The 23,975-nt window shown below is 67.4% G+C and carries 25 protein-coding genes and 1 tRNA gene; 8 read left to right on the top strand and 18 right to left on the bottom strand.

The features are described from left to right. The first annotated feature begins 51 nt into the window (after positions 1 to 51). Both ACQVDU_RS01905 and ACQVDU_RS01900 read left to right on the top strand, forming a co-directional pair. Positions 52 to 2,790 (top strand): cation-translocating P-type ATPase, encoded by a 2,739-nt coding sequence (locus tag ACQVDU_RS01905; RefSeq protein ID WP_443476147.1) that lies wholly within the window; start codon positions 52 to 54, stop codon positions 2,788 to 2,790. A 216-nt stretch (positions 2,791 to 3,006) separates the two neighbouring features. Then, on the top strand, positions 3,007 to 3,183 hold the full coding sequence (locus tag ACQVDU_RS01900) for a hypothetical protein (RefSeq protein ID WP_366945425.1): 177 nt from the start codon (positions 3,007 to 3,009) through the stop codon (positions 3,181 to 3,183). Here ACQVDU_RS01900 and ACQVDU_RS01895 read toward each other — a convergent pair. Next, positions 3,164 to 4,492, bottom strand: a complete 1,329-nt coding sequence (locus tag ACQVDU_RS01895; RefSeq protein WP_300591887.1) for an FAD-dependent oxidoreductase — start codon at positions 4,490 to 4,492, stop codon at positions 3,164 to 3,166. The two genes, ACQVDU_RS01900 and ACQVDU_RS01895, sit on opposite strands and share 20 nt — an antisense overlap. Positions 4,493 to 4,564: 72 nt before the next feature. On the opposite strand from ACQVDU_RS01895, the gene ACQVDU_RS01890 reads away from it, so the two are divergent. Next, positions 4,565 to 4,852 carry a hypothetical protein gene (locus tag ACQVDU_RS01890; RefSeq protein ID WP_443476146.1) on the top strand — a complete coding sequence of 96 codons (288 nt, stop codon included), beginning with the start codon at positions 4,565 to 4,567 and terminating at the stop codon, positions 4,850 to 4,852. A 1-nt stretch (position 4,853) separates the two neighbouring features. Here ACQVDU_RS01890 and ACQVDU_RS01885 read toward each other — a convergent pair whose 3' ends face one another. The 10 genes from ACQVDU_RS01885 to ACQVDU_RS01840 form a co-directional block, all read right to left on the bottom strand. Continuing rightward, on the bottom strand, positions 4,854 to 5,111 hold the full coding sequence (locus ACQVDU_RS01885; protein WP_443476145.1) for a type II toxin-antitoxin system RelE family toxin: 258 nt from the start codon (positions 5,109 to 5,111) through the stop codon (positions 4,854 to 4,856). After that, entirely contained in the window at positions 5,108 to 5,365 is a 258-nt protein-coding gene (locus ACQVDU_RS01880) for a type II toxin-antitoxin system Phd/YefM family antitoxin (RefSeq protein WP_300591881.1), read from the bottom strand. The genes ACQVDU_RS01885 and ACQVDU_RS01880 overlap by 4 nt, the downstream gene beginning before the upstream one ends. A gap of 48 nt (positions 5,366 to 5,413) precedes the next feature. Further along, positions 5,414 to 5,860 carry a pilus assembly protein TadG-related protein gene (locus ACQVDU_RS01875; protein WP_443476144.1) on the bottom strand — a complete coding sequence of 149 codons (447 nt, stop codon included), beginning with the start codon at positions 5,858 to 5,860 and terminating at the stop codon, positions 5,414 to 5,416. Next, positions 5,857 to 6,348 carry a TadE family protein gene (locus tag ACQVDU_RS01870; RefSeq protein WP_443476143.1) on the bottom strand — a complete coding sequence of 164 codons (492 nt, stop codon included), beginning with the start codon at positions 6,346 to 6,348 and terminating at the stop codon, positions 5,857 to 5,859. The genes ACQVDU_RS01875 and ACQVDU_RS01870 overlap by 4 nt, the downstream gene beginning before the upstream one ends. Beyond that, a complete protein-coding gene (locus ACQVDU_RS01865; RefSeq protein ID WP_443476142.1) occupies positions 6,320 to 6,718 on the bottom strand; it encodes a TadE/TadG family type IV pilus assembly protein in 399 nt (132 codons plus the stop codon). The genes ACQVDU_RS01870 and ACQVDU_RS01865 overlap by 29 nt, the downstream gene beginning before the upstream one ends. 11 nt (positions 6,719 to 6,729) lie before the next feature. Then, on the bottom strand, positions 6,730 to 6,960 hold the full coding sequence (locus ACQVDU_RS01860) for a hypothetical protein (RefSeq protein WP_300591891.1): 231 nt from the start codon (positions 6,958 to 6,960) through the stop codon (positions 6,730 to 6,732). 37 nt (positions 6,961 to 6,997) lie between these two features. Next, entirely contained in the window at positions 6,998 to 7,870 is an 873-nt protein-coding gene (locus ACQVDU_RS01855) for a type II secretion system F family protein (RefSeq protein ID WP_363498148.1), read from the bottom strand. Then, on the bottom strand, positions 7,867 to 8,727 hold the full coding sequence (locus ACQVDU_RS01850; protein WP_300592097.1) for a type II secretion system F family protein: 861 nt from the start codon (positions 8,725 to 8,727) through the stop codon (positions 7,867 to 7,869). The genes ACQVDU_RS01855 and ACQVDU_RS01850 overlap by 4 nt, the downstream gene beginning before the upstream one ends. Beyond that, the gene (locus ACQVDU_RS01845) at positions 8,724 to 9,899 is read right to left on the bottom strand and encodes a CpaF family protein (RefSeq protein WP_300592095.1); all 1,176 of its coding nucleotides are present in this window, start codon (positions 9,897 to 9,899) and stop codon (positions 8,724 to 8,726) included. Before ACQVDU_RS01845 ends, ACQVDU_RS01850 begins: the two co-directional genes overlap by 4 nt. Positions 9,900 to 9,965: 66 nt before the next feature. Beyond that, the gene (locus ACQVDU_RS01840; protein WP_443476141.1) at positions 9,966 to 11,840 is read right to left on the bottom strand and encodes a heavy metal translocating P-type ATPase; all 1,875 of its coding nucleotides are present in this window, start codon (positions 11,838 to 11,840) and stop codon (positions 9,966 to 9,968) included. Between the two features lie 200 nt (positions 11,841 to 12,040). Here ACQVDU_RS01840 and ACQVDU_RS01835 point away from each other — a divergent pair, with 200 nt between their 5' ends. Further along, a complete protein-coding gene (locus tag ACQVDU_RS01835; RefSeq protein ID WP_300592091.1) occupies positions 12,041 to 12,265 on the top strand; it encodes a PLDc N-terminal domain-containing protein in 225 nt (74 codons plus the stop codon). 9 nt (positions 12,266 to 12,274) lie between these two features. Here the strand turns inward: ACQVDU_RS01835 and ACQVDU_RS01830 are convergent, their stop codons facing one another. The 4 genes from ACQVDU_RS01830 to ACQVDU_RS01815 form a co-directional block, all read right to left on the bottom strand. Beyond that, positions 12,275 to 13,285: an ABC transporter permease gene (locus tag ACQVDU_RS01830; RefSeq protein ID WP_363498135.1), complete on the bottom strand. Its 1,011-nt coding sequence runs from the start codon at positions 13,283 to 13,285 to the stop codon at positions 12,275 to 12,277. Then, positions 13,282 to 14,838: a sugar ABC transporter ATP-binding protein gene (locus ACQVDU_RS01825; RefSeq protein ID WP_363498132.1), complete on the bottom strand. Its 1,557-nt coding sequence runs from the start codon at positions 14,836 to 14,838 to the stop codon at positions 13,282 to 13,284. Before ACQVDU_RS01825 ends, ACQVDU_RS01830 begins: the two co-directional genes overlap by 4 nt. Before the next feature lie 3 nt (positions 14,839 to 14,841). Further along, complete coding sequence (locus ACQVDU_RS01820; protein WP_363498129.1) at positions 14,842 to 15,894, bottom strand: sugar ABC transporter substrate-binding protein; 1,053 nt, start codon at positions 15,892 to 15,894, stop codon at positions 14,842 to 14,844. A gap of 172 nt (positions 15,895 to 16,066) precedes the next feature. Beyond that, positions 16,067 to 16,462 carry a nuclear transport factor 2 family protein gene (locus ACQVDU_RS01815; RefSeq protein WP_443476140.1) on the bottom strand — a complete coding sequence of 132 codons (396 nt, stop codon included), beginning with the start codon at positions 16,460 to 16,462 and terminating at the stop codon, positions 16,067 to 16,069. 182 nt (positions 16,463 to 16,644) lie between these two features. Between ACQVDU_RS01815 and ACQVDU_RS01810 the strand changes: the two genes are divergently transcribed. Further along, positions 16,645 to 16,726: transfer RNA gene (locus ACQVDU_RS01810), tRNA-Leu, on the top strand. A gap of 49 nt (positions 16,727 to 16,775) precedes the next feature. Then, a complete protein-coding gene (locus ACQVDU_RS01805; protein ID WP_443476384.1) occupies positions 16,776 to 17,522 on the top strand; it encodes a DedA family protein in 747 nt (248 codons plus the stop codon). A 7-nt stretch (positions 17,523 to 17,529) separates the two neighbouring features. On the opposite strand, the gene ACQVDU_RS01800 is transcribed toward ACQVDU_RS01805, so the two are convergent. Further along, the gene (locus tag ACQVDU_RS01800; protein ID WP_300590850.1) at positions 17,530 to 18,351 is read right to left on the bottom strand and encodes a lytic transglycosylase domain-containing protein; all 822 of its coding nucleotides are present in this window, start codon (positions 18,349 to 18,351) and stop codon (positions 17,530 to 17,532) included. A gap of 113 nt (positions 18,352 to 18,464) precedes the next feature. On the opposite strand from ACQVDU_RS01800, the gene ACQVDU_RS01795 reads away from it, so the two are divergent. Beyond that, on the top strand, positions 18,465 to 19,688 hold the full coding sequence (locus tag ACQVDU_RS01795; protein ID WP_443476139.1) for a hypothetical protein: 1,224 nt from the start codon (positions 18,465 to 18,467) through the stop codon (positions 19,686 to 19,688). Here ACQVDU_RS01795 and ku read toward each other — a convergent pair whose 3' ends face one another. Beyond that, entirely contained in the window at positions 19,689 to 20,495 is an 807-nt protein-coding gene (gene ku / locus ACQVDU_RS01790) for a non-homologous end joining protein Ku (protein ID WP_443476138.1), read from the bottom strand. It abuts the gene before it with no gap. Between the two features lie 76 nt (positions 20,496 to 20,571). Here ku and ACQVDU_RS01785 point away from each other — a divergent pair, with 76 nt between their 5' ends. Next, on the top strand, positions 20,572 to 22,980 hold the full coding sequence (locus ACQVDU_RS01785) for an ATP-dependent DNA ligase (protein WP_300590342.1): 2,409 nt from the start codon (positions 20,572 to 20,574) through the stop codon (positions 22,978 to 22,980). Here ACQVDU_RS01785 and ACQVDU_RS01780 read toward each other — a convergent pair. After that, positions 22,977 to 23,891 carry a cation diffusion facilitator family transporter gene (locus tag ACQVDU_RS01780; protein WP_443476137.1) on the bottom strand — a complete coding sequence of 305 codons (915 nt, stop codon included), beginning with the start codon at positions 23,889 to 23,891 and terminating at the stop codon, positions 22,977 to 22,979. The genes ACQVDU_RS01785 and ACQVDU_RS01780 overlap by 4 nt on opposite strands. Positions 23,892 to 23,975 lie beyond the last annotated feature (84 nt).

Raw genomic sequence — 23,975 nt, 5'->3', positions numbered from 1 at the left:
TGTCCGCGACTCGCGAGCCCCGATAGGATCGGGCCCGGCGAAGGGACCGGCATGACCGAGCAGACCAGACCACAATCCACCCAGGCGACACCGGCGCGGACATCCGACACCACCGCGTGGTGGACCCTCGATACGGATGCCGTCGTCCGCAGCCTCGGCACGGACGCCGCGAACGGCCTGACCTCAGCTGATGCAGCTCGTCGCCTGGCGACCGGCGGCCCGAACACGATCCCCGCTCCCCCGGCGCCGAGCGCCTGGACGATAGCCCTGCGCCTGCTCGCCGATCCGATGAACCTCATGCTGGTCGCGGTGGTCGTGGTGAGCCTCATCATCGCCCAGTTCGCCGTGGCGTTCATCGTCGCTGCCCTCATCGTGCTGAATGTCGTGCTCGGCACCCGGCAGGAGCTTGCCGCCCGCGCGAGCGTCGACGGGCTCTCGAAGTTGCAGATCCCGCACGTGAAAGTCGTGCGGGACGGATCGCTGCGCGAGGTGCCCGCACCCGAGATCGTGCCCGGCGACCTCGTGCAGCTCGAGGCGGGCGATCTCGTGCCGGCCGATGGCCGCATCCTGCGCTCGGCGAACCTCCAGACCCAAGAAGCGGCGCTCACCGGTGAAAGCGCGCCGGTCGATAAGGATGTCGCGACGATCGATGGACACGATGTCGCGCTCGGCGATCGCGCCAACATGCTGTGGCAGAACACGACTGTCACGCGCGGTACCGCTGCGATGGTCGTCACCGGAACCGGGATGTCGACCCAGATGGGTCAGATCGCGGCGATGCTCACCGCCGTCGCGCCCTCCAAGTCGCCGCTGCAGCGCGAGCTCGACGGCCTGACGAAGGTGCTCGGCTTCATCGCGTGGGGCGCCGTGGCGATCATGATCATCCTGGGTCTCCTGCGCGGCGAAACCATCGCGACGGTGCTGCTCGTCGGAATCGCGATGGCTGTCTCGGCGATCCCGTCCGCCCTGCCGACCTTCGTGCAGGGGATGCTCGCCTACGGTGCTCGGCAGCTTGCCGAACACCGCGCTGTCGTGAAGAACCTCAGCGACGTCGAGACGCTCGGTGCGACATCCGCGATCAACTCCGACAAGACCGGAACACTGACCCTCAACCAGATGACCGCCACCAAGCTCTATGCGCTCGGGCAGTGGTTCACCGTCGAAGGCGAGGGCTATCGCAAGACCGGCGCGCTTCGTCATGCCGCCGGCAAAGAGGTTCCCGACTTCACGCCCCTCGCGTACGGCCTGTGCCTGAACTCCGATGCGACGGTCTCGGATGCCGGGGTCGTGGTCGGCGACCCGACTGAAGCTGCCCTCGTGGTCTTGGCCGCGAAGCTCGGCGTCGATGCCGAAGAGAGCCGCCGCGCTTACCCGCGCGAAGCCGAGGTGCCGTTCGACTCGGCATACAAGTTCATGGTGACCTTCCACCACGCTCCGCTGCTTGGACACGAGACGTTCCTCGCGACGATGAAGGGCGGGCCGGATGTCGTCATCGACCGCTGCTCGCGCGCCGTCACCGCTGAGGGCGTCGTCCCTATCGCGGACGCAAAGGACAGCATCCTGGAGGCGAACGCCGAGCTCAGCCGCAACGGCCTGCGAGTCCTCGCGATCGCAGTGCGCGACCTCGAGGGTCGGGAAGCAGCGGCGAAGACCGATCCCATGTCGTTTGCCGAGGACTTCACCTTCGTCGCCCTCGTCGGCATCATCGACCCGCTGCGCCCCGAGGCAATCGAGGCGGTCCGCGTCGCGGGCGAGGCGGGCATCGAAGTGCGGATGATCACCGGCGACCACGCCGTGACGGCAGCCGCGATCGGGCGGGAGCTGGGCCTCGGCCCCGGCGCGATCAGTGGCCCCGAGCTGCGGGCGCTCAGCGACGAAGAGCTCACCGCACGCCTGCCCGAACTCCACGTGTTCGGGCGCGTCACCCCCGAAGACAAGCTGCGGATCGCCCGCCTCATGCAGGAGCGCGGCGATGTCGTGGCGATGACCGGGGATGCCGTCAACGACGCCGCAGCCCTCAAGCAGGCCGATATCGGCGTCGCGATGGGATCGGGAAGCGAGGTGACCAAGCAGGCCGGCAAGATGATCCTCACCGACGACAACTTCGGCACGCTCGTCGAGGCGATCCGGCTCGGTCGCACGATCTACGACAAGATCGTCAGCTACATCCGCTACCAGATGGCGGGCCTGTTCTCGCTCGTGCTGCTGTTCCTGGTCTCGAGCATCTTCGACATCAACAACGGCACCCCGATCACACCACTGATGGTGCTGTTCCTGAGCTTTTTCATCACCTTCTTCCCCGTGCTCGTCATCACGCTCGACCCGAGCCCGGCAGGACTCATGTCGCAGCCGCCACGGAACACGAAGATTCCGTTGGCCAACCCCCGCTCGATCGGCCAGTGGCTGCTGTACGGCGTCGCGATCTTCGGCGCCGCGCTTGCCGCAATGCTGCTCTCGCCGGGAACCCCGAGTCAGACCGAGCCGTCGGTCCCCGTCACGATGACCTTCGTCGTGCTGAGCCTGGGCATGGTCCTCGCCGGGTTCGCGATGCGCCGCGATCCCGCATCCGGTCTTGCCGCCCCGATCAGCAACGCCCTGAAGTGGATGTGGATCCCGATCGTGCTGACAGTCCTCTCGGTCGAACTCGACTTCATGAACGCGCTGCTCATGACGACGCCGCTGGATGCCGCGCAATGGTGGCTCGCGATCGGCCTCGCCCTGATTCCCCCGATCGTGGTCGAGGGAGACAAGCTGATCCGTCGGTCGCTGGCCCGGGGGCACGCAGCATGAGCGGACTCGTCCCTTATCTCCACTTCGACGGCACCGCCAGAGAGGCGCTGACCTTCTACCAGTCGGTTTTCGGCGGCGACCTCGAGCTGTATACGTTCGGCGAGTTCTCGCGCACGGACGGACCGAAGGAAGCGATCGCCCACGGAGCCCTCTCAGGCCTGGTGACCCTGTTCGCCGCGGATGCCGCAGCCGGCGAAGAGTCCGTGGCTATGGCCGGTGTCGAGTTCTCGCTTCTCGGCACCGCCTCGGCTGAAAAAGCTGACCGCATGGTTCGGCGCTCTAGCCGACGGCGGCGAGATCGTGGATGCGTTGCAGCAGCGCCCGTGGGGCGACTACGACGGCATGGTCCGCGACCGGTACGGCGTCCGCTGGCTCATCGGCTACCAGGGCTGAACGCGGTCCGCAGCGTGGTCATGGCGCTGGCGACGAGTTCGTCATCGGTCAGCCGCGCGTTTCGCTCCGCAGCAGCGCCGCCGGCAAACCCGAGGAGGACGGGTAGCCCGAACGCCTTGTAGCCATTGACCCAGAACGGCCATGCGCCCGGGTTCTCGGGATCCACGATGTTGATGACGTCGACGTCAGGGTCCCAGAAGACCTCGTCGAACGCGAGCCACAGCTTGTCGAGCAGACCCATCCCGAGGGCCGAGATCGCGGCGGTCTTCTCGTCGGGAAGCGGTGGGTCGAAGGCGATGGCGCCGGCCTGGAGAACGCCGAGGGGTACCGTCACGATGGCGACCGCGCCGGAAAGGGTCTGACCGTCGTCCGCAGTGATGGTGACTCCGGCGGCATCCTGCGTGATCCGGGTCACCGGCCATCCCGTGCGGATGTCGAGACCGGCGGCCGCCTCGGATACCAGGGCACCATAGCCGTCGCTCAGCAAGGCGTCGCCGCCGCGCTGCTCATCGCCCTCGTCCAAGGCGGCGATGGCGAGGCGATCGGGGTCTGCTCCGTACTCCCCTGCGACCTCGACGGCTACCGCCCACGTCTGTCCCGCGGTGAGAGTGGTGGGAGGCAGATCCGACATCGGCCGTGCCTCAGGATCGTCCTCGTCGGATGCCTCCCAAGTGATCTCTTCCAGCCAATCGAGAGCGTCCTCGTCGGCGCCGATCTGGTTGTCGTAGTCGAACGGGATGAGGGCGGTTCCGGCATCCGCTGCCAGCAGGGTTATCGGGTTGTCAGCGGTGCCGTGGATCCAGGATGCGCCGAGGTCGGCGACCCCGCCCGCGAACGGAACCGTGTGAGCGCGGCCGCCGATCCGGTCGCGCCCCTCGACAACCGTGACCTCTCGTCCGGCGGCGACCAGCGCGCGGGCGGCGGCGAGTCCTGCGAACCCCGCACCGATGACGATGACCGGCCCCGTCGTGTCCGTCACCTGTGCGGCGGCCCGCTCACCGGACTGCCAGGCGCCGGTCGTGGTCGCGGGCGCGCTCGTCGAGGTCGCTTCACCGGCGAAGAAGAGGCGCCCCACAGGAGCAGCGAGCAGTTCCCGAGCGCTCGAGCCGAGGTCGCTCGGGGCGAGGTATGAGTAGGAACCGAAGGCGAACGGATCCGCCGACCAGGACGTCCGGAGGAACGACGTCGGCCGATCCGGCACTCGCGAACGGATCCCCGGGTCGGTGCCTCGCGGAGTACAAGCCGCGAGCGCGGCGGAGACGCCAAGAGCGAGGCTGCCGAGCATCAGCGAGCGGCGGGACACATCCACGATCGAACGCTACCGCGCGGTATCCGTCTTAAGGGGGATCCGTCTTCCTCGCGGCGGACGTACTCTCGGCACATGTCGGATGTGTTTGGGTGGCTCACGATCGCCGCCCTCGCGCTCGCCCCCGTGAGCTTCGCGATCGGCGGCGCAATCGCGTGGCGGCAGGGCCGAGCACTGCAGTCGTCGTTCAGCTCGGGAGGAACCTTCGGGATGGACGAGCTCTTCCACCCGTCAGCCCACAACGCACGGTTGGCGTGGGAGCAGGAGCAGATCATTCCGGTGCCAGCGCCAACTCCCGACAAGGGCCCCGGGGTCATCGGAGCCGACGGCCGGATCGTCATCGAGGTGAACGACTCCGACTGACTCATCTCTCGTAGACGTCCCGCCGATGACTGGCACGCACGACAACGATCGTCAGGATGTCGTCCTCGATGCGGTAAAGCACGCGGTAATCGCCAGTGCGCACCCGCCACTCGGGCCGCGCCGTCAGCGTGGTCGCCGCTGGCGGCCTCGGGTTCTCGCTCAGCAGCACGATGACGGCTTGTACGCGCCGCTTCGCTTCCGGCGGAAGCTTGCGGATCTCGCGAACCGCCGCCGGGAGGACCTCGATGCGGTAGGTCACAGCCCGAGCTCGCGCTTCACGTCCTCCCACGGGATTGGCGTCTCGGACAGTCGCTCGGTCTCGGCCCAGGCCGCATCGACGGCGCGAATGTCACTGAGTTCCTCGGCGTCGGCTTCGAGCTGGGCGAGGGTCTCTGGGTCAACAATCGCCGCAACTCGCCTATCACGTCGGGTCAAATAGACGGTCCCGCGGCGGGCTTCATCGATCACGGAGGCGAGCCGATCGCGCGCATCCGTGATCGGGATATCAGTCATGACCACACGGTACTCCCGTTTCGCTGCATTACGTACGTTTCAGGACTTTTACCGCAGGGCGTTGCGGCTGGTGGCAGTGGCCTCGAGCGAGACGCCGTCGGGCACGAAGAGACTGAAGACTGGCGGATGCCACTGCCCAGCAACCGTCACCCGCGCTGACAACCCGTCGGGCGTGGATGCCGAGACCAGGCTTGCGTCGGCATCCGACTGCGCCAGCAGCGCACTCGCCTGAGCGTACACATCGCCCGAGGAGAGCTCGGCGCGCGGCGAGCCACCCGCGATCGTGAGCGTGAATCCGTCAGCGCCGGCAAGGGCAGCAGCGTCGGCGACGCTGTCGAGCCGCTTCTGCGCGAGGTACAGACTCGTCGCGTCGACAGTCACGAGGATCAGCACGAGCGCGAGCATCGCGTATCCCAGCACCAGCGGCAGGATGCTGCCCTCCTCGTCACCCGCGGCAGGCAGCGAATCGCGAAGCCGCCTCAGTACCGCCCTCATCCCCCGCTCCAGAACCGGGACATCCGCTGCACCGCACTCGCCTCGACCGGAACGCTCGCGATCTGATCGAGCCCGAGCACCGGTGGCGCGAGCGGCAGCGAGACGCGCGTCGCAACCGAAACCCGCACCGCCGCCCCCGCTGTCGGGCAGGATACCGACGCCGGAACACACGAGATCGATAGGGACGTGGCGGAGGCGTCCAGGTCATACTCCGCCATCACTGCCGACAGCACCTCGGAGGCGCTCGAACTGGCCGATGTCGCATCCGACGACAGCGAGATCGCCCGCGCGACGTGGCGGGCTGCGGATTCGGCGCCGAGCGCCTGATGCTGAATCTGACCGAGCGCGACGACGACATAGATGAGCGGCACGAGCATCAGGAGGCCCACCGTGAGGAACTCGAGAGATGCAGAGCCGTCGTCCTCGCGCAGCATCCGAGCCAGTCGTGAACGCAACCGGTCAGCGATCGAACGACTCCAGCGGAGCATGGGCTGTCACCTCCGTCTGCAGGCCGCTTGGCCAGAGGCCGACGAGCGGGATGCTGGTGCGCACCGTGACCTCAACGACAGGCTGACCGTCGATCATGACCTCGCGGGTGCCGACATCCGTTCCATACTCGGCTCCGATTGCCCGGGTGATCACCTCGCGCGTGCGATCGACGGCTGAGCCGGTAGCGGTGTCGGCGAGTGCGCCGTAATAGGCGCCCTCGACCGCCGCGTCGTGCACGACGTTTCTGACGTAGGTGGCGATGCCGAGCTGAATCACACCCAGCGTGAGGGCCGTGAGCAGTGCGGCGACCATGATGAACTCGACCGGTGCAGAACCCCGATCGTCATCCCAGACGCCACAATCACTCACAGCCAGCCGCCTCAGAACCCCGATACGCGGGAGATCGCCTGTTCGAACAAACCCGACAGCGCAGGACCCGCGAGCGCCCAAATCAACACGACCAGCCCCGCGGTCATCAGCGTTATCAGCACCCAGCCGGGTACGTCACCACGGTCTTCACGCAGCGCGGCTGCCACGCCGGCGTCCTCTAGATCGGTTCCCGCACGCGGCGCGATCGCTTCGCGCAGGCGGTTCAGCATCCGTCTCATCATCATCTCCTTCGGTTCGGTTATCGCTATTGGTGGGCACTCATCCGAGGTCGAGCATCACGACGCCGGGGAAGATCGCAAACAGCACGCTGACCGGCAGAATCAAGAAGACAAGCGGGATGAGCATCGCAATCTCTTTGCGGCCGGCCTGCTCAATGAGCTCGCGCTGCTCCCCCGAGCGCGCATCGGCGGCGTGGGCGTGGAGCACATCAGCGAGGGGCGTTCCCCGGTCGACCGCTGCGACGAGTTGATCGATCGCGCGCGACAGGGCCGGGCTGTCTTCTCGACGAGCGAACGCAAGCAAGGCATCCGTCAACGCCGATCCGGTCCCGACCTCAACGACGACTTCGCGGATGCCTGCCGCAAGCTCTCCGGTCCCCCGGCTGCCGACGCGTCGAAGCGCGTCGAGAAGCCCCTCACCCGCAGACAAGCACAGCGCAAGGAATTCGAGAACGACGGGGAGCTCTTCGTGCAGCCGCCTCGCACGGGCGCGCTCGCCGGCGCGGCGCACGGATTGCTCGCCGACCGCGGCAGCGGTCGCACCGACCAGGGGCAGCGCCAGTAGGCCTGGATGCGGACCCTGCGTCAGCGCAACAGCTGTCGCCAGCGCCGCTCCCACTCCCGCTCCGAGCAGCGCCCAGACAAGTGCGCGCGAACGCTGCCACGAGGAACGGATGCTCGACAGCCGCTGGGCGGCGGCCTCCCACGCCGGCGCAGCCGATCCGAGAACGGGCACGGTGATGGCGCTGAACGCGCGGCCGGGGTCCCCGTCCGTGACATCGCGCAGGTACGGAGCAAGGCGCGCCGTCAATCCACGGGCGCGCCAGCGTGGCGACGCCGAGAAGACGAGAAGAAGGCCCCCAGCGAGCGCGCCGCCGAAGACCACGGCAAGGGCGACATCCGTCGGGTTCACGCGAACCACCTCTGCGGCTCAGCGAGCCTTCCCACACGAAGCATGAGCCGGAACGCGACAACAGTCACGACGGCGCCGCCGAGGATCAGCGCGACTCCCTGGGGCGAGCCGTACGCGGCAGCAGCCTCGGGACGAAGCGCGAGAAGCCCGAGAATCACCCACGGAGCAACGGCTCCGAGAACCGCCGCGGCGCGTATCCACGACTGGCGGGCCTCGACCTCGGCGCGCAAGGTCGCATCGGCGCGAACCGCCGCCCCGAGTGCGCGCAGTGTGGGCACGAGCTCCGTCCCGCCGACCTCACGCGCCATGCGCAAGGTCTCCACGATCCGGTCCGCGATCGGATCAGCCAGGCGGGTCTTCAGGCCGGCGAGCGCGGCATCCAAGTGCCCAGACGCCGAGACGTCGCGGGCGAACCTGACGAAGTCGGGTCGAAGTCGCTCGGGACCCGAAACGGCAAGGCTCGCGACCGCGTCAGCGAGCGACATCCCGGCCCGAACCGACGACACGAGAAGGTCACAGACATCGGGCCAGAGTCCACGGCGCTCTTTGGCGCGTCGCCGAGCCCGAGACTGCAACCAGGCGATGGGAGCGTATGCGCCGACGAGACCCGCGAGAAGCCACAGGGGCAGCGTAGGAAACACGAGCCACGCGAGTGCGGCGGCGATCACACCGACAAGGGCAGAAGAGGCAAGAACGTTGCGAGAGCTCGCCCGCTCCGCGAAGCCTGCCTCACCGATCAGCCGGGTCAGCGCCGAGGGGGCCGCCGGTGATGCGGAGCCGCGTCCCGCCGGCCACAGCCATGGCGACACGATGAGCAGGACTCCTGTGCCGAGCATCACTCCCACGAGCAGAATCATCGGTCCCTGCTCCGCATCAGTGGCTGCCGTTCCCGTCGGGCCGCAGGGCGGGTCTGGATGACGCCATCCTCGATTCCCCTGGGCTCGACGATCTCGGTCACCCGTCGCCGGCCGGTCGCGTCCCGCTGGCAGTGGACGACAAGATCGACGGATTCCGCGACCGCCGGAACCACGAAGCCGCTGTCGATGTTGCGGCCCGCCAGCAGCGGAAGTGAGCAGAGCTTGCGGAGTGCATCGGCTGCGGAGTTGGCGTGGATTGTCGCGGCGCCCGGTACACCGGTGTTGAGTGCGAGGACGAGATCGAGCGCTTCGGCGTCTCGCACCTCGCCGATGACCAGCCGATCTGGCCGCATCCGCAGCGCCTCTTTCACGAGGCGGCGCAGCGTCACCTCCCCTCCCCCTTCGAGGCTCGGCTGACGCCCCTGCAGCGCGACCAGATCGGCGGCTTCTACGGCGAGTTCGAACGTCTCCTCCACCGTGACAATGCGCTGCGACGGCGCACACGCGGCAATGAGCGCCGCAAGCAGCGTCGTCTTGCCGGCGTGCGTAGCACCCGAAACGAGGATGCTGCGCCCCTCCCGCATCGCGATCGCCAGCAGGTCAGCATCCGCCGCCGTCACGCTGCCCACCGCGACGAGGTCATCGAGCGACCGGTACCGCGGGAGGAACTTGCGGATGTTCACGACCCAATGACGCCGCGTGATGTCCGGGATGACGACGTGCAAGCGACTCCCGTCGGGAAGTGAGGCGTCGACAAAGGGCTGGCTGAGATCGACGCGGCGGCCGGTCGCGTGCAGCATCCGTTCGACGAGATCTCGTATCGCCGTGTCGGTCAACGCGAGCGGGACCCGGGACGCGACCCCGGCACGCGCGACGAAGATCCGGTCTGGCGCGTTGATCCAGAGTTCCTCGACCTCGGGGTCGTCGAGGTAGGCCTGCAGCGGACCGAATCCCGAGAGCTGAGCCAGGATGTCGCGCACGTGATGGGCCTCGTCATCGAGGGTCCGCTCGCCGCGAGCCAGCGCGAAATCGTTGTGCCGACGTACCTCGGACCTCGCGATCTGACTCGCCCGATCGGGGTCACGCTGCGGGTCGATTTGTGCCGCCCGCAGCGACTCGCGCACGCGTGCGACGACCGTAACTGTCGGGTCGGCGGGCGAGGTGAGGGTCACCCGTGCATCCTGACAAGGCCGCGCTGCGCGCCGTGGGAGTTATCCACAGGGCGGCGGCGGGCTCTGTCATCCCGACGAGGACGCGGTGGGTCGCGCGACCTCGCGTGGCGCACCGAGTGCTCGCAACGCGTACAGGATCGTGGCGACGTCGACGAGTTCCTGGATGAGGGCGCCCGCGACGGCGGGGATGACCCCCGTCATTGCGACGATCATGAGTGCAATGCTCAGCCCGATCCCCACGCCGATCGCAGTCAGCGCAACGCGCAGAGTGTGGCGGGCGATCGCAACAGCGTCGGCGACCGGGGCAAGAGCATCCAACAGGATGACGACATCCGCCGCATCCCCCGCAGCAGTCGCGCCGCGCGCGCCCATCGCGACACCGATGTCGGATGCCGCGAGCACAGGCGCGTCATTCACCCCGTCCCCGACCATCATCATCGGCCGAGGCTGCAGACCGGCGGCAAGCTCGACCTTGTCGCCGGGCAGAAGCTCCGCGTGCACCTCGTCAATCCCCACCGCCGTCGCGACCGACTGCGCGGTAGCGCCGACGTCACCGGTGAACATCGCAACCCGGCTCACACCGGTCTCTCGGAGCCAGGCAACGACACCGGGCGCATCGGGCCGGGGATCATCGGCCAGGATGATCGTTCCCGCGAACCGTCCATCGATCGCGACGTAGGCCGCGGCCTGTCCGGCATCCAGGGTCTCGCGCGCCGCCGTGCCGGTGAGTGCCGCGACATAGGCGGGCTTGCCGACGGTGACCGGACGGCCCTGTACCGATGCGGTGACGCCGTTGGTGGCCTCTTCCGAGGCGTCAGTCGCCGGGAGCAGATCGAGCCCGCGGTCGAGGGCGGCGCGGCGCACGCTCTCTGCCAGCACGTGCGTGGAGTACTGCTCAGCAGAGGCAGCGAACTGCAACACGTCGTCGGCGGTGAACCCGTCCGAGGGCCGCACGGCTACCAGAGCGGGTCGACCCCACGTCAGAGTCCCCGTCTTGTCGAAGGCGGCCGAGCTGACGCGCGCGAGCTGCTCGATGACCGCGCCGCTCTTGATGATGACCCCGGCCTTCGCCGCTCGCGACAGACCCGCCAAGAACGCCACCGGCGCGGCGATCAGCAGCGGGCAGGGGGTCGCCAGCACCAGCACTTCGGCAAAACGCACCGGGTCTCCCGAGATCGCCCAGGCCGTTCCCGCGAGCACGAGCGAGACCGCCGTGAACGGCACGGCAAATCGGTCGGCCAGGCGAACGACCGGCGCCCGAGAACTCTCGGCTGCGTGGACGAGCGCGACGATCTGCTGGTACTGGCTGTCGGCGCTGCGTCGTGTCGCTCGTACTCGCACGGCCCGAGATCCGTTGATGGCCCCCGAGAACACCTCGTCGCCTTCGCTGCGCTGCACGGGAAGGCTCTCCCCCGTCAGCGACGATTCGTCGAACTCCGCGTCTGCGCTCAGCAGCACGGCATCCACCGGCACGATCTCGGCCGGACGCACCAGCAGGATGTCGCCAACAGCGACCTCATCGATGGGCACATCCTTCACGCTCTCGACAGCCCCCGATTCGCCGCCGGTCACGACGTGCGCCGTGCGCGGTGATCTGTCCAGCAGCGCACGAAGATCGCGCCGCGCACGCCGGCCGGCGATATCCTCGAGCGCCGCGCCGCCGGCGAGCATCAAGACGATCACGAGCGCCGCCAGGTACTCCCCGACCGCGAGGGTCGCGATCATCGCGGTGACGGCGAGAACGTCGAGCCCGACGTGCCCGCGCAGCACGTCGCGCACCATGCCCACAAGAGTCCAGACGATGACCCCGGCGACCCAGACCGTCGCGACCCACCGCGCCGCGTCAGGCAGCTCGGATGCCGCCAGCACCCCGACGGCGAGGAGGACCAGCGCTGTAGTCGTGACTAGCGGATACGCCCAGATCCAGCGCACGTATTTCATGCGGACCTCCCACGGCACGGGTCCGCCAGCGATGACCGTCGTGGCCGCGCCGCATCCGTGTCGGAGCCCCGAGCCTACGAGCGCATGTCTCAGTGCACCAGGGCCTCTGGTCCCGAGCCGCGGTACCGCTATCGCCGGGCCCCCATGCGTTGCACAATGGCACCAGAGCATTCGGATGCGGAGCCCGAAAGGCGGGGAACATGACCATCAAGACGCCGAGCCACGTGGCACGGAAGACCGGCACGGGAATCGTCGGCGGACTGGTTGGAGGAGTCATCCGCGCCGCCTGGGCGGGACTGGCTTTCTGGGACCTCTATCTGCGTCCCGAGAACAAGATCAACGGCAAGAAGCCGATCTGGGCGTTCGTGATCCTTCTCGGCGGAATCGGCCCGTTGATCTACTTCTTCTTCGCTCCCAAGCGCTGAGAGTTCCGATCAACGGCGCTTGATCCGCGACCAGGCGTCGAAGCCGACGGCGAGTAGAATGATGGCGCCCAGCGCGATGCCCTGGAACAGCGGATCGATCTTCAGCAGCGTGAATCCGTTGTAGAGCATCGCGATGAACAGGATGCCGAGCACCGTCCGCCATACCGCACCCTCACCGCCGAGGATCGAGGTACCACCGACCACGATGCCAGCCAGCACCGTGAACGTCAGCGTCGTCGCGATCGCGTCGTTCTCGGGGACGGAAGGCGTGCGCGCCAGGTCGATGACCCCGGCAAGCCCGGCGCCGAGACCGGTCAGCGCGAAGGTCGCGATGCGGACGACGTTGACTCGGATGCCGGCAAGTCGCGCGGCTTCGGCGTTGCCGCCTGCCGCATAGACGTAGCGCCCGAAGGTCGTGCGCCACAGCACGATCCCGAGGGCTACCACCACGACCAGAGCGATCCAGATCGGCAGCGACATCCCGAGCGGCTCGGTCTTCGCGATCCACGTGAATTCGGGCACGTCGACGCGGATCTGCCCGATGCCCTCTTTGCCTGCCTGGGAGACAAGCTTCGTCGCGCCTAGGATGATGAAGCTCATCGCCAGAGTCGCGATCAGCGGGTTGATCCGCAGGTACGTGCTGATGACGCCGTTGATGATTCCGACGGCAAGGCCCGAGAGGACCCCCGCCAGGATGCCGAGCACAGCACCCTCGGTGCCGCCGACCTTGATGATCACGGTGCCGCAGACGACGGCGGTGAACATGTAGGTGGCACCGACCGAGAGGTCGATTCCACCGGCGATCAGCACCAGGGTGCTCGCTGCCGCGATGATCAGGATGCCCGACTGCCGGTCGAGCACGTTGCCGATGTTCTGGAACGACAGGAACGCGGGGCTTCCGATAGAGAGAGCGATGAACACGGCAAGGAACGGAACGACGATCGCGACCGATCGCCACGGTATGCGCGACAGGACGCTCTGCTGCGCTTGGGTGGGCACGGTGCCGGTGGTCAGGGTCATGATTTTCCACTCATGATCGGATCCGCAAAGGCTGCGGTGAGGACGTTTTCTTCAGTTCTGTCGTCGCCCGCGAGCTCCGCGACGATGCGGCCGCTGCGAATGACGAGAATGCGATGCGCGAGCCCGAGCACCTCTTCCACATCGGATGAGACGACGATCACCCCGATGCCCCGGGACGCTTCGGCGACGATGAGGTCGTAGATCGCACGACGCGACCCGACATCGACGCCACGAGTCGGTTCGTCGGCGATGAGCACGGCGCGGGGGCGCTGCAGAGCTCGCGCGAACAGCACCTTCTGTTGGTTGCCGCCCGAGAGACTCGAGACGCTGCGGCGATCGTCTCCGGCGACGGTGACACGATCGAGCATTGCTTTCGCGTCGACGCGTTCGGCACGTGTGCGCACCCATCCTGCACGGGCGAAGGCGGCGAGGTTCGACAGCGTCACGTTGTCGCGGATCGACCGCCCGAGCACCAGCCCCTGGTCTTTACGGGACTCGGGAATGAGGAACAGACCAGCGTTGAGCGCGGCTGGAACCGACGCGCCCACCGGAGTTCGCTTCTCACCATCACCACGCCCCGGCTCCATCAGCTCGACGGAACCGCCGTGGCGGCCCGCGGCTCCGAAGATGGCGTGCACGATCTCGCTGCGACCGGCACCGACGAGTCCGGCGAGCCCCACGATCTCGCCAGGTCGCACCGAGAACGACACTCCGCGCACCCCGGGTGCCACGAGATCTGTCACGGTCAGCACCGGGTCGCCTGTCGTGGGAACGGGAGGCTGTTCCGGGAACACGGCGCCGAGCGTCCGGCCGAGCATCGCCTCGATGAGGCTTGCCTCGGTCTCGTCGGCCGCGGCGCCGGTGCGGATGAGGCGACCGTCGCGAAGCACGGTGATGTCGTCGGCAAGTTCGAGCACCTCGCTGAGGAAGTGCGAGATGAGAACGACGGTGTGCCCGGATGCCGCGAGTTGACGCACGACGGCGTGCAGCAGGTCGGCATCCGCCCCCGACAGCGCCGCCGTCGGCTCATCCATGATGATGACCGACGCACCCCGGGCGAGGGCGCGCATGATCTCGACCTTCTGCTGATCGGCCGTACGCAATGCGCCCACCGGGACATCCGCGGGCAGGTCGAACCCGGTGCGTTCGCTCAGTGCCCGGTACTGCGCGCCGAGCCGTTTGCGACCGATGAACCCGATCCGCCGCGGCTCGCGTCCGAGGAAGACGTTCTCAGCGACCGACAGGGCAGGAACGAGAGCCAACTCCTGAGCAATCGTCGCGATGCCGCGATCGAGCGCCTCCCGGGGCGACCCGAAGCTCACGCGCTCGCCGTTGACGAGCACCTCCCCCTCGTCGGCGCTGTACAGGCCGGCGATGATCTTCGCGAGCGTCGACTTGCCCGCGCCGTTCTCGCCGACCAGGGCGTGGACGGTTCCGGGACGAATCGTCAGGTCGATATTGCGGAGGACGGGCAGACCGCCGAAGGACTTGCCGACGTCCCGCAGCTCGACGGTGAGCTGCGGGACGCCGGCGTCAGCCGGTTGGTGCGGCATGGATCAACCGGGCCACTCGCCGGTGAACTGGGTGACGGTGTCGGGGGTCATGACCCCGTTGTTCGGGGAGTCTGCGAACGGGTCGACATCTCCCATGTCGGTGCCGTCGCGCAGCGCCGCGATCATCGCTTCCATCCCCAGGCGACCGGTCGTGGCAGGCGCCATGATGACGTCCGAGTAAACGATGCCTTCCGAAATCGCGTCGAGGGCCCACTGCGAGCCGCCGTACCCGACGAGCAGGTAGTCACCAACGTCCGCGCCCGAGTCACCAATCGCCAGAACGGCACCCTGCAGCCCCTGGTCCGAGGTGACGATCGCATCGATGTCGGGGTTCGCGGTCAGGATGTCGGCCACCGCGGTCTGCGCGGCTGCCGGGTTCCAGAACGTCTCCCCCTCGGCGACGACAGTCACGGGTGTTCCCGCGATCGCCTCGCTGAAGGCATCCCACAGCGCAATGCTCACACTGGAGGTCTTCAGGTCGTGCAGATACGCGACGTTGCAGGGGTCGAGGTTCATCGACGCGCAGGCCTCGACGGTCTGCTCCCCGAGCTTCTGGCCGAGAACCGTCGGAACGAACACGATGTTCGATGCGAGGCCCGGCAACTGAGTGGCCCCGGAGGTGAAGTCCTCACCCAGGATCTGGTCGATGTTGACCACGGTGAGCCCGGCATCCATTGCCTCGGCCACGACATCCATGATCGCGGGGCCGTAGATGGGCTGCACGATCATGCCGTCGTAGTCGCCCGATGCGATGACGTCTTCGATGAGCGTGGCCTGGGTAGCCGGATCGAGGTTTCCGTCGAACACGGTGATCTCGGCGTTGTTGGCCGCGGCGACCTCCTGCGCGGCAGCCAGCATCGGCTCGTCGTAGGTGTTCGCGACCGCGAACGAGATGTAGGCGATCTGCAACGGCTCGTCACTGGGCGCCGACGTCTCTCCCGAGCCCGATGCGTCGGTGGTGCCCGACGAACACGCTGCGAGGGCGAGTGCGGCGACGGCGATCCCCGCACCGGCGAGCACCCCTCTTCGCCGTGGAATAGCTGTGCTGAGTGGCATGACTTCTCCTTTGAAATCGGGTACACGGTGGGCGGCCCCTGCGGCTCTCTCCCGAAAGCCGGCCTGGACAGTGTTCAGCGCTGGCGTACACTCTGCCGTGTCGCCACACTTAACGCAAGGGTTCCGAACGACGGGTACGCGACCGTGACCAATCCGTTGCCGGCCCCGCGACCTACTGCCCCCAACCCGCCGGAGGCTCGATGAGTCCGGGAGCGAAGTGCCAGTACTCGCGCAAGTGACGCACGAGGCCGCCCTCGTTGAACTCCAGGAAGAACTCCCCCGCGAGCGTCACCTCGGCTCCGTCATTGCGCAACGTGACCCACCACTCGACAGCCGCATGAGAACCGGCGGCCACCACTCTCCCCGTGCGGAAACTGATGTCTGACTGCGTCGCTGTGACGCGCGTCCAATAGGCGCGCACGCCCTCGCGCCCGCGGTACGGCTCCTCGTACGGCTGCTCGCGGTACGTCGCATCATCCGTGAACAGCGCGGCCGCGGCATCCGCGTCTCGCGTCTCCCACGCCGTGCGGTAGTCATCCAGCCACTGCTGTACCTGTTCGGTCGTCACCATCGTTTCCTCTCGCCAAGCGACACTGCCTGGTGCAGTCTTACTGCACACCCTGTCGCGGTGGAGCGGCCAGCGCAAGGGGTCGATGTCGTGGCGGCGGCTCCCTGAATCCGGACCACGAGCTCGGCGCTGAGAGCAAACGTCGAGATCGTCAAATGAGCGTCAGTAGACTGATCGCACCCGCGGGAGTGGTGAAATTGGCAGACACGCAGGATTTAGGTTCCTGTGCCTTCGGGCGTGTGGGTTCAAGTCCCACCTTCCGCACGCAAGGCATCCCGCCGCGCCCTTGACCGCCGACACCGACGGAACCCACGTGCACTCACTGGCTCTCATCCCCTGGCTCGACCCCGAGACGATCATTTCCGCGGCAGGCCCGTGGGCTCTGCTGGTGGTGTGCCTGATCATCTTCGCCGAAACGGGCCTGCTCATCGGGTTCCTCTTCCCCGGCGACACTCTGCTGATCATCTCGGGGCTGCTGACCCACACCAACGACGTCTTCGGCGTGAACATCTGGGTCGTGTGCTCGCTGATCGCCCTCGCCGCTTTCCTCGGTGGGGAGGTCGGCTACTACATCGGACACAAGGGCGGACCTGCCGTGTTCGAACGCAAGGAATCCGGGATCTTCAGCAAGCGCAACGTCGAGCGCACCAACGCCTTCTTCGAACGTTTCGGCGGAATCACCGTCATCCTCGCCCGATTCGTTCCGATCGTGCGCACCTTCGCCCCCGTCGCTGCGGGCGTTGGACACATGCCCTGGCGCAGGTACACGCTCTACAACTTGATCGGCGCGCTGCTGTGGGGATTCGGTCTCACCATGGTCGGCTACCTCATCGCCTACATCCCGTGGGTTCGTGACCTCGTAACCGAGTACATCGACATCATCCTGTTGATTGCGGTCGGCGGCACGGCGCTGGTCGTCGCCTACCACTACTTCAGCGAGAAGTGGAAGTCGCGGAAAGAAGCAGCGTCAGGCGAGAAGCTCGAGACGGATGCCGCCGAAGCGCGCGACCTGGCTCTGGAGCCCGACGTGTTCGAGCACCGCCCCGAGGACTCTCAGTAAGGGTCGGTCAGCCGGCGCGCGCCGCGTATTCGTTCGCGCGCCGAGCCACCTCATCGACGTAGCTGTCCAGGTTGTTGTAGCTGAACACCGCAGCCCGCCAAGCCTCAGCGGTTGCAACCGATCCGGAGGCGCACAGATAGCGAGCTGCGCCGAGCGCGGCATCGTCGATCTGGTTCGGGTTGGCATCGCCGTCGCCGTTGCCATCTGAGCCCCAGCTCGACCACGTCGAGGGGATGAACTGCATGGGCCCCACGGCGCGATCCCAGACGGTGTCGGCATCCCACCGCCCACCATCGGTGTCGGGGATCGCCTGAACCCCGTTCCCGTCCAGCGCGGCACCCCGAACGGCGGGCTCGGGGAATCCGTCTGTCCCGAGCACCGCTCCCCCGTGGCGCCCGTGATCTGACTCCACCGATCCGATCGCGGCGATCGTGTTCCACCCCAGTCCGCAGCCGGGTTGCATCGTCGAGATCGCCAGTGCTGCTGACGCGTACGCGGTCATGGCCCGCTCCGGGATGCCGGTCGCGGCGGCTACACGCGCCACCCAGGCCGGATCAGGCCCTGAGCTCATGGGTGCCGGGCTCGAGGTCGCTGCATCGTGCACCGTGTCTGCCGCAGCATCCGTGTCTGCGACGGGCGGTTCCGGCGCCACGGCAGGCGGCGCCTCCGACCCGCGCTCCCCCGCGGGAGCTGACACCGCCGCAGAGACATTCAGCAACACCCAGACGAGCGTCCCTGCGATCACAAGAATCGCTGCAAGCAGGCCGAGCGTGCCACCGATTCCAGAGCGCACTGGCGGGTCGGGTGAGTGGTTCATCGGTTCAGTCATGTCGAGTCGCCCAGATGATAGCGATGCGAGACGAACGGATGCCGACACCATCAGCATCAGCGATCTCCATCCTCTGCCCGCTACTGTTCGTAGCGCACACCTACGGAGACCCGATGACCCTCTTTGACGAACCGGATCCGGCGGGCGACGATCATCCGTCGGATCCGCCGAGCCGGCGACGCAGCACCACCGGATGGTGGGTTGCGCTAGGCGCGCTCGTCATTGCGATCGGACTCGGCGCGAGCGTGATGTTCGCTCAGCACCTGCCTGAACCGGTGCGTGGCTGGCTGCTGCCCGCTCAGGGGTGGGTTGCGCAGACGCTCGATCTGCCCGGCGACTGGGGGCCTGTGCCCGAGCCGTCAGCCGCAGTCGCGACGCTCGCCGATCAGATGTCGCTGACAGATTCGGGGCGTGAGGTGTTCTATCGCACCGAACCAGAGCTGGTCGGCGACGACATCCTGACCCTGTGCGAACGAGGGCACGGCGGTGAGCCCGATCCGTCCCCCTCTCCATCGCAGGGGGGCGAGGCAGAAGGCGGCGCGGTGACCCTCGGCTGCTACCGGCCGAGTACGGATCGCATGTACCTCTTCGAGCCGGGCGACGAGCGCCTCACGGGCTTCACGGTGACATTCGCCGCGCACGAACTGCTCCACGCCGTTTACGGCCGCATGAGCCCTGACCAGCAGCGGGAGGTCGATGCGCTCGTCGCCGCCGAAGCAGCAAGAATCCCCGAAGGTGATCCGGTGCTCGCACAGATCGAGGCGTCGGTGGGCGCAGACGAATCACGTCGCGGCAACGAGCTCTTCGCGTACCTCGGCTCACAGGTCGAGCTCGAGGGCGGATTCACTCCTGAACTTGAGTCGCTCTATGCCGAGACCTTTGCCGACCGCTCGGCCCTCGTCGCGGTGCACGCGGCGTCGATCGCCGTGCTCGACGGCGTGCGGGCCGACGTCGAGGCCGCGTGGTCTCGGGTCGCCGAGGCCGAGACCGCGGCCGGGCAGGCACGCGCGCAGTGGAACGCCGACCAGAGCTGGTACGACCAGGCGCTGACCCGGTACAGCAGTGATCTCGCCCAGTTCGAGGCGACACCGGAGGCCGAGCGCGGGTCGTACGTCGTGACGTTCACGACGTTCGCGGGCGAGCGCCGTCAGACGTCGTGGGAAGAGTACCTGCGCTTCCGAGCCGACGAACTCGACGGATTGGCCGCTGACCTCGCCGCACGGGAACCTGCCATCATCGAGCAAGAAGTCCAGGCGGCGGAGCTACGCGCGCAGACCGAGGCGCTCACCGCCGATGCGAACGCGCTGTTCGCCGCTGCCTTTCCCGGTTCGTCCTGACTAACCGGACTTCTTCTCGCGTGCGGCTCGCGAGCGTTCGACGCTGGCGCGCAGCGCCTCCATGAGGTCGATGACTTCGCCACCTTGGTCTTCGGGCTGCTCACCGAACGTCTCGGAGGTGTCGAGCGCATCCCCCTTCTCGAGCTTGGCCTCGATGAGGGTCCGCAGCTCCTGCTGGTACTCGTCGACGAAGTCGGCGGGGTCGAAATCGCCCGAGAAGCTCTCGACGAGGGATGCCGACAGCTCGAGCTCCTTGTCGGAGATCTTCACCGACTCGCTCAGCGACGGGAACGCTGCCTCCCGCACCTCGTCTGCCCACAACAGGGTCTGCAGAACGAGGACGTCGCCGCGCACCCGGAGCGCCGCGAGCCGTGTCTTCTGCCGCAGCGAGAACCGCACGATCGCAGTGCGGTCGGTCTGCTCCAGCGTCTTGCGCAGCAGCACGTAGGCCTTGGGCGACTTCGAGTCCGGTTCGAGGTAGTACGCCTTGTCGAGCGTCAGGACGTCGACCTGCTCGGTCGGGACGAACTCGACGACCTCGATTTCGCGGCTGCGTTCGGAGGGAAGCGCCGCGAAGTCCTCTTTCGTCAAGATGACGGTCTTCTCGCCGTCGTCGTAGGCCCGGTCGATCTCGCTGTAGGGCACGACCTCACCGTCGAGTTCGCACACGCGCTGATAGCGGATGCGACCCCCGTCGGCGGCATGGACCTGATGCAGCGACACGTCGTGGTCCTCGGTGGCGGCATAGACCTTCACCGGAACGTTGACCAGTCCGAACGTCAACGCACCCTTCCAGATGGACCTCATCACACCAGTACACACGTTCGCGGCGCCCAGTGCCAGCATCCGACCCGTCTCAGGCACCGCGGGCTAGCCTGGGCCCATGGCGGGTCGGGAGCAGACTGTGCAGGTGCAGGGGCACCGGTTGCGTCTCACCAACCTCGACAAGGTGCTGTATCCGGCAACGGGCACCACCAAGGGCGAGGTCATCGATTACTACAGCCGCATCGCCCCGGCCATCCTGCCGCTGCTGGCGGGGCGCCCCGTCACCCGAAAGCGATGGCCAGACGGTGTGGGCGACGCGCAGCATCCGGGCATGTCGTTTTTCACGAAGGATCTCGAGCGCGGCGCTCCCGAGTGGCTCCCCCGAATGCCCATCGAGCACTCCTCCGGAACGAAGACATACCCGCTCATCGATTCGCAGGCGGCGCTCGTGTGGCTCGGGCAGGTAGCGAGCCTCGAACTCCACGTGCCCCAATGGCGCTTCGCCGCAGACGGATCACCGGCGAATCCGGATCGGCTGGTCCTCGACCTCGATCCGGGACCCGGTATGGGTCTGGCCGAGTGCGCCAAGGTTGCTCGGCTCGTGCGCGAGATTCTGCGCGGGATGTCGCTGGAGAGCATCCCTGTCACCAGCGGCAGCAAAGGCATCCATCTGTACGCGCCGCTTCCGGGAACCCTCACGAGCGAATCCGCCTCGAACCTGGCGCGGGAGTTAGCTCGTGCGCTCGAGGCGGATCATCCGGATCTGGTCGTCAGCTCCATGTCCAAGGCGGTACGTGCGGGAAGGGTCTTTCTGGACTGGAGCCAGAACAACGGCAAGAAGACGACGATCAGCCCGTACTCGCTTCGAGGGCGCGAGCATCCCACCGTGGCAGCGCCGCGCACCTGGGATGAGCTCGCCGAACCGGATCTGCGGCAGCTGCTCTTCTCGGAGGTTCTCGAGCGTGCGGCAGCGGGGATGGCACCGTTCTTCGGTGCGTCGGCTGCCGCTTCGTTGGATCGCTACCGCGAGAAGCGCGATGCTGCGAGAACCCCGGAGCCGGTTCCGGATGTCGGCGCCCGGCCGACCGCCCGTGGCGAGGGTGATCCGCCGCGCTTCGTCGTGCAGGAGCATCACGCGTCGCGCCTGCATTTCGATCTGCGTCTGGAGAAGGACGGCGTGCTGGTGAGCTGGGCGGTGCCACACGGGATCCCCGAGACTCCTGACCGCAACAACCTCGCCGTGATGACCGAAGACCACCCGATCGAGTACCTGACCTTTCACGGCACCATCCCGAAGGGCGAGTACGGCGCCGGGACCATGACGGTGTGGGACACGGGCACCTACGAGACCGAGAAGTGGCGCGCCGACGAGGTCATCTTCCGTACCCACGGCACGCCCGGCGAAGCCATGGATGACGCGCGGTTCGCGCTCATCCGTACCGCCGGCGAGGGCGAGAAGTCGCAGTGGCTCCTCCACCGGATGAAGGACGCGCCCACTGCGAAGAAGCCCGCGGCACGCGCGGTTCCCGAACCACGTGAGTCCCCCAAGCGTGACGACAGGGTTGCCCCGATGCTTGCAACCCTGTCGACGCCAGGGCTTGCCGCAGGGGCGATCGCCCGCTGGGGAGGCGAGCCCTGGGTGGAAATGAAGTGGGACGGCATCCGTGCTGTCGGAACCTGGGATGGAACCTCCCTCACCCTCCGCGCCCGCAGCGGCAACGACCTGACAGCGACCTATCCCGACCTGCAGGATGCTGCGCTGGGCGAGGCGCCGTGCGTGGTCGACGGCGAGATCGTCGCGCTGGATGAAAAAGGCAGACCGAGCTTTCCGCTGCTGCAGAAGCGGATGAACCTCGCGAATCTGGCCGAGATCGTCCGCGAGGCCGCGCGCACGCCGGTGAGGTACTACCTGTTCGATCTGCTCCAGATCGACGGGCGGGATGCGACGGCGTTGCCGCTGCGTGATCGCCGCGCACTGCTGGAGCGTCTTGCCGATGGGGCGGGCGAACGCGTTGCGGTCCCGCCGGTCTTCGACGATCTGGAAGCAACGCTAGACGCGGCACGCGAGGCCGCCCTCGAGGGGGTGGTCGTCAAGAACCCCGGGTCGCGCTACCGGCCGGGCGAGCGCTCGCCCGATTGGCTCAAGATCAAGTTCACCCGCACCCAGGATGTCGTCATCGGCGGCATCCGGCCCGGTCAGGGTGGCAGGTCGGGAGCGATTGGATCGCTCCTGGTCGGTATCCCGGGTCCGGATGGCTTACGGTACGCGGGACGCGTCGGTACGGGCTTCTCGGATGCCGCGCTTGCGGCCCTCGGGCGCCTGCTCGCCCCTCTCGGGAACGACGAGAATCCGTTCGTCGGCGTGCCGGAGGCTGACGCACAGGATGCGATCTGGGTGAGGCCAGAGCTCGTCGGCGACGTCGAGTTCGCCGAGTTCACACCCGGCGGCATCCTGCGCCACGCCCGCTGGCGCGGGCTTCGCCCCGATCGCTCCCCCGACACCGTCGTGCGGGAGGACAGCCCCTAGGCGTGCGTGGCGTCGCCCGAATCGACGTGGCCCGCGGGCTCGAGCTGGAAGGTCGAGTGCTCGACGTCGAAGTGCGAGGCAAGGCAGGTCTGCAGGCGCGAGAGGATCTCACCCGATCGCCCAGCCGCGATGGCATCCGGGTCGATGACGACGTGAGCGGTGAAGACGGGAGCTCCCCGGGTCAGCTGCCACACGTGGATGTCGTGCACGGCGACGACGTCCTCTGCCGAGAGGATGTGCTCGCGGATTTCGGCGACGTGGGTGCCTTTCGGCGCCGATTCCGACAGGACGTGGAAGACCTCGCGCAGCAGCCCGACCGCGCGCGGCACGATGAGTGCCGCGATCAGCAGCGACGCGACAGCATCCGCTGGCTGCCAGCCGGTCATCAGCACAATGATCGCTGCGACGATGACCAGAGCCGACCCCAGAAGGTCGCCGAGCACCTCGAGGTAGGCGCCGCGGACATTGATGCTCGTACGCTGCGCGGCAGAGAGCAGCCACATCGCCGCGGCGTTGGCAAGAAGTCCGACAACCGCGACGATCAGCATGATGCCGCCGCGCACCTCGGCCTCTCCCGGATCGATCAGGCGCTGGATCGCCTCCACGACGATCCACGCCGACAGACCGATCAGCAGGACGGCGTTGATCAGGGCGCCGAACACCTCAGCTCGCTGGTAACCGTAGGTCTGCCGGTCGGTGGCGGGCCGTGCCGCGACGATACTCGCGATCAGAGCAATCACTAGGGCCGCCGTATCCGTGAGCATGTGGACGGAGTCGGCGAGCAAGGCAAGCGAGCCGCTGAGGAACGCACCGACCACCTGAACGACGAGAACGACCGAGGTGATCGTGAGCGAGGCCGTCAGCAGGCGACGGTTGCTCGCACCACGGATGCCGGGAGCGTGATCATGCACGGCACCCAGCGTAGGGGCGAGAGCAGGCCGCGGCAGGGCTTTACGCCCAATCGGGAACGAGTCTGATTCTCGCTTCCGTACCCG

Source organism: Microbacterium sp. F2 (assembly GCF_052274505.1).
In the GTDB taxonomy this organism is placed as follows: Bacteria; Actinomycetota; Actinomycetes; order Actinomycetales; family Microbacteriaceae; genus Microbacterium.
The sequence above is the reverse complement of the archived record's forward strand: the minus strand, read 5'-3'. Positions and strand labels throughout refer to the sequence as shown.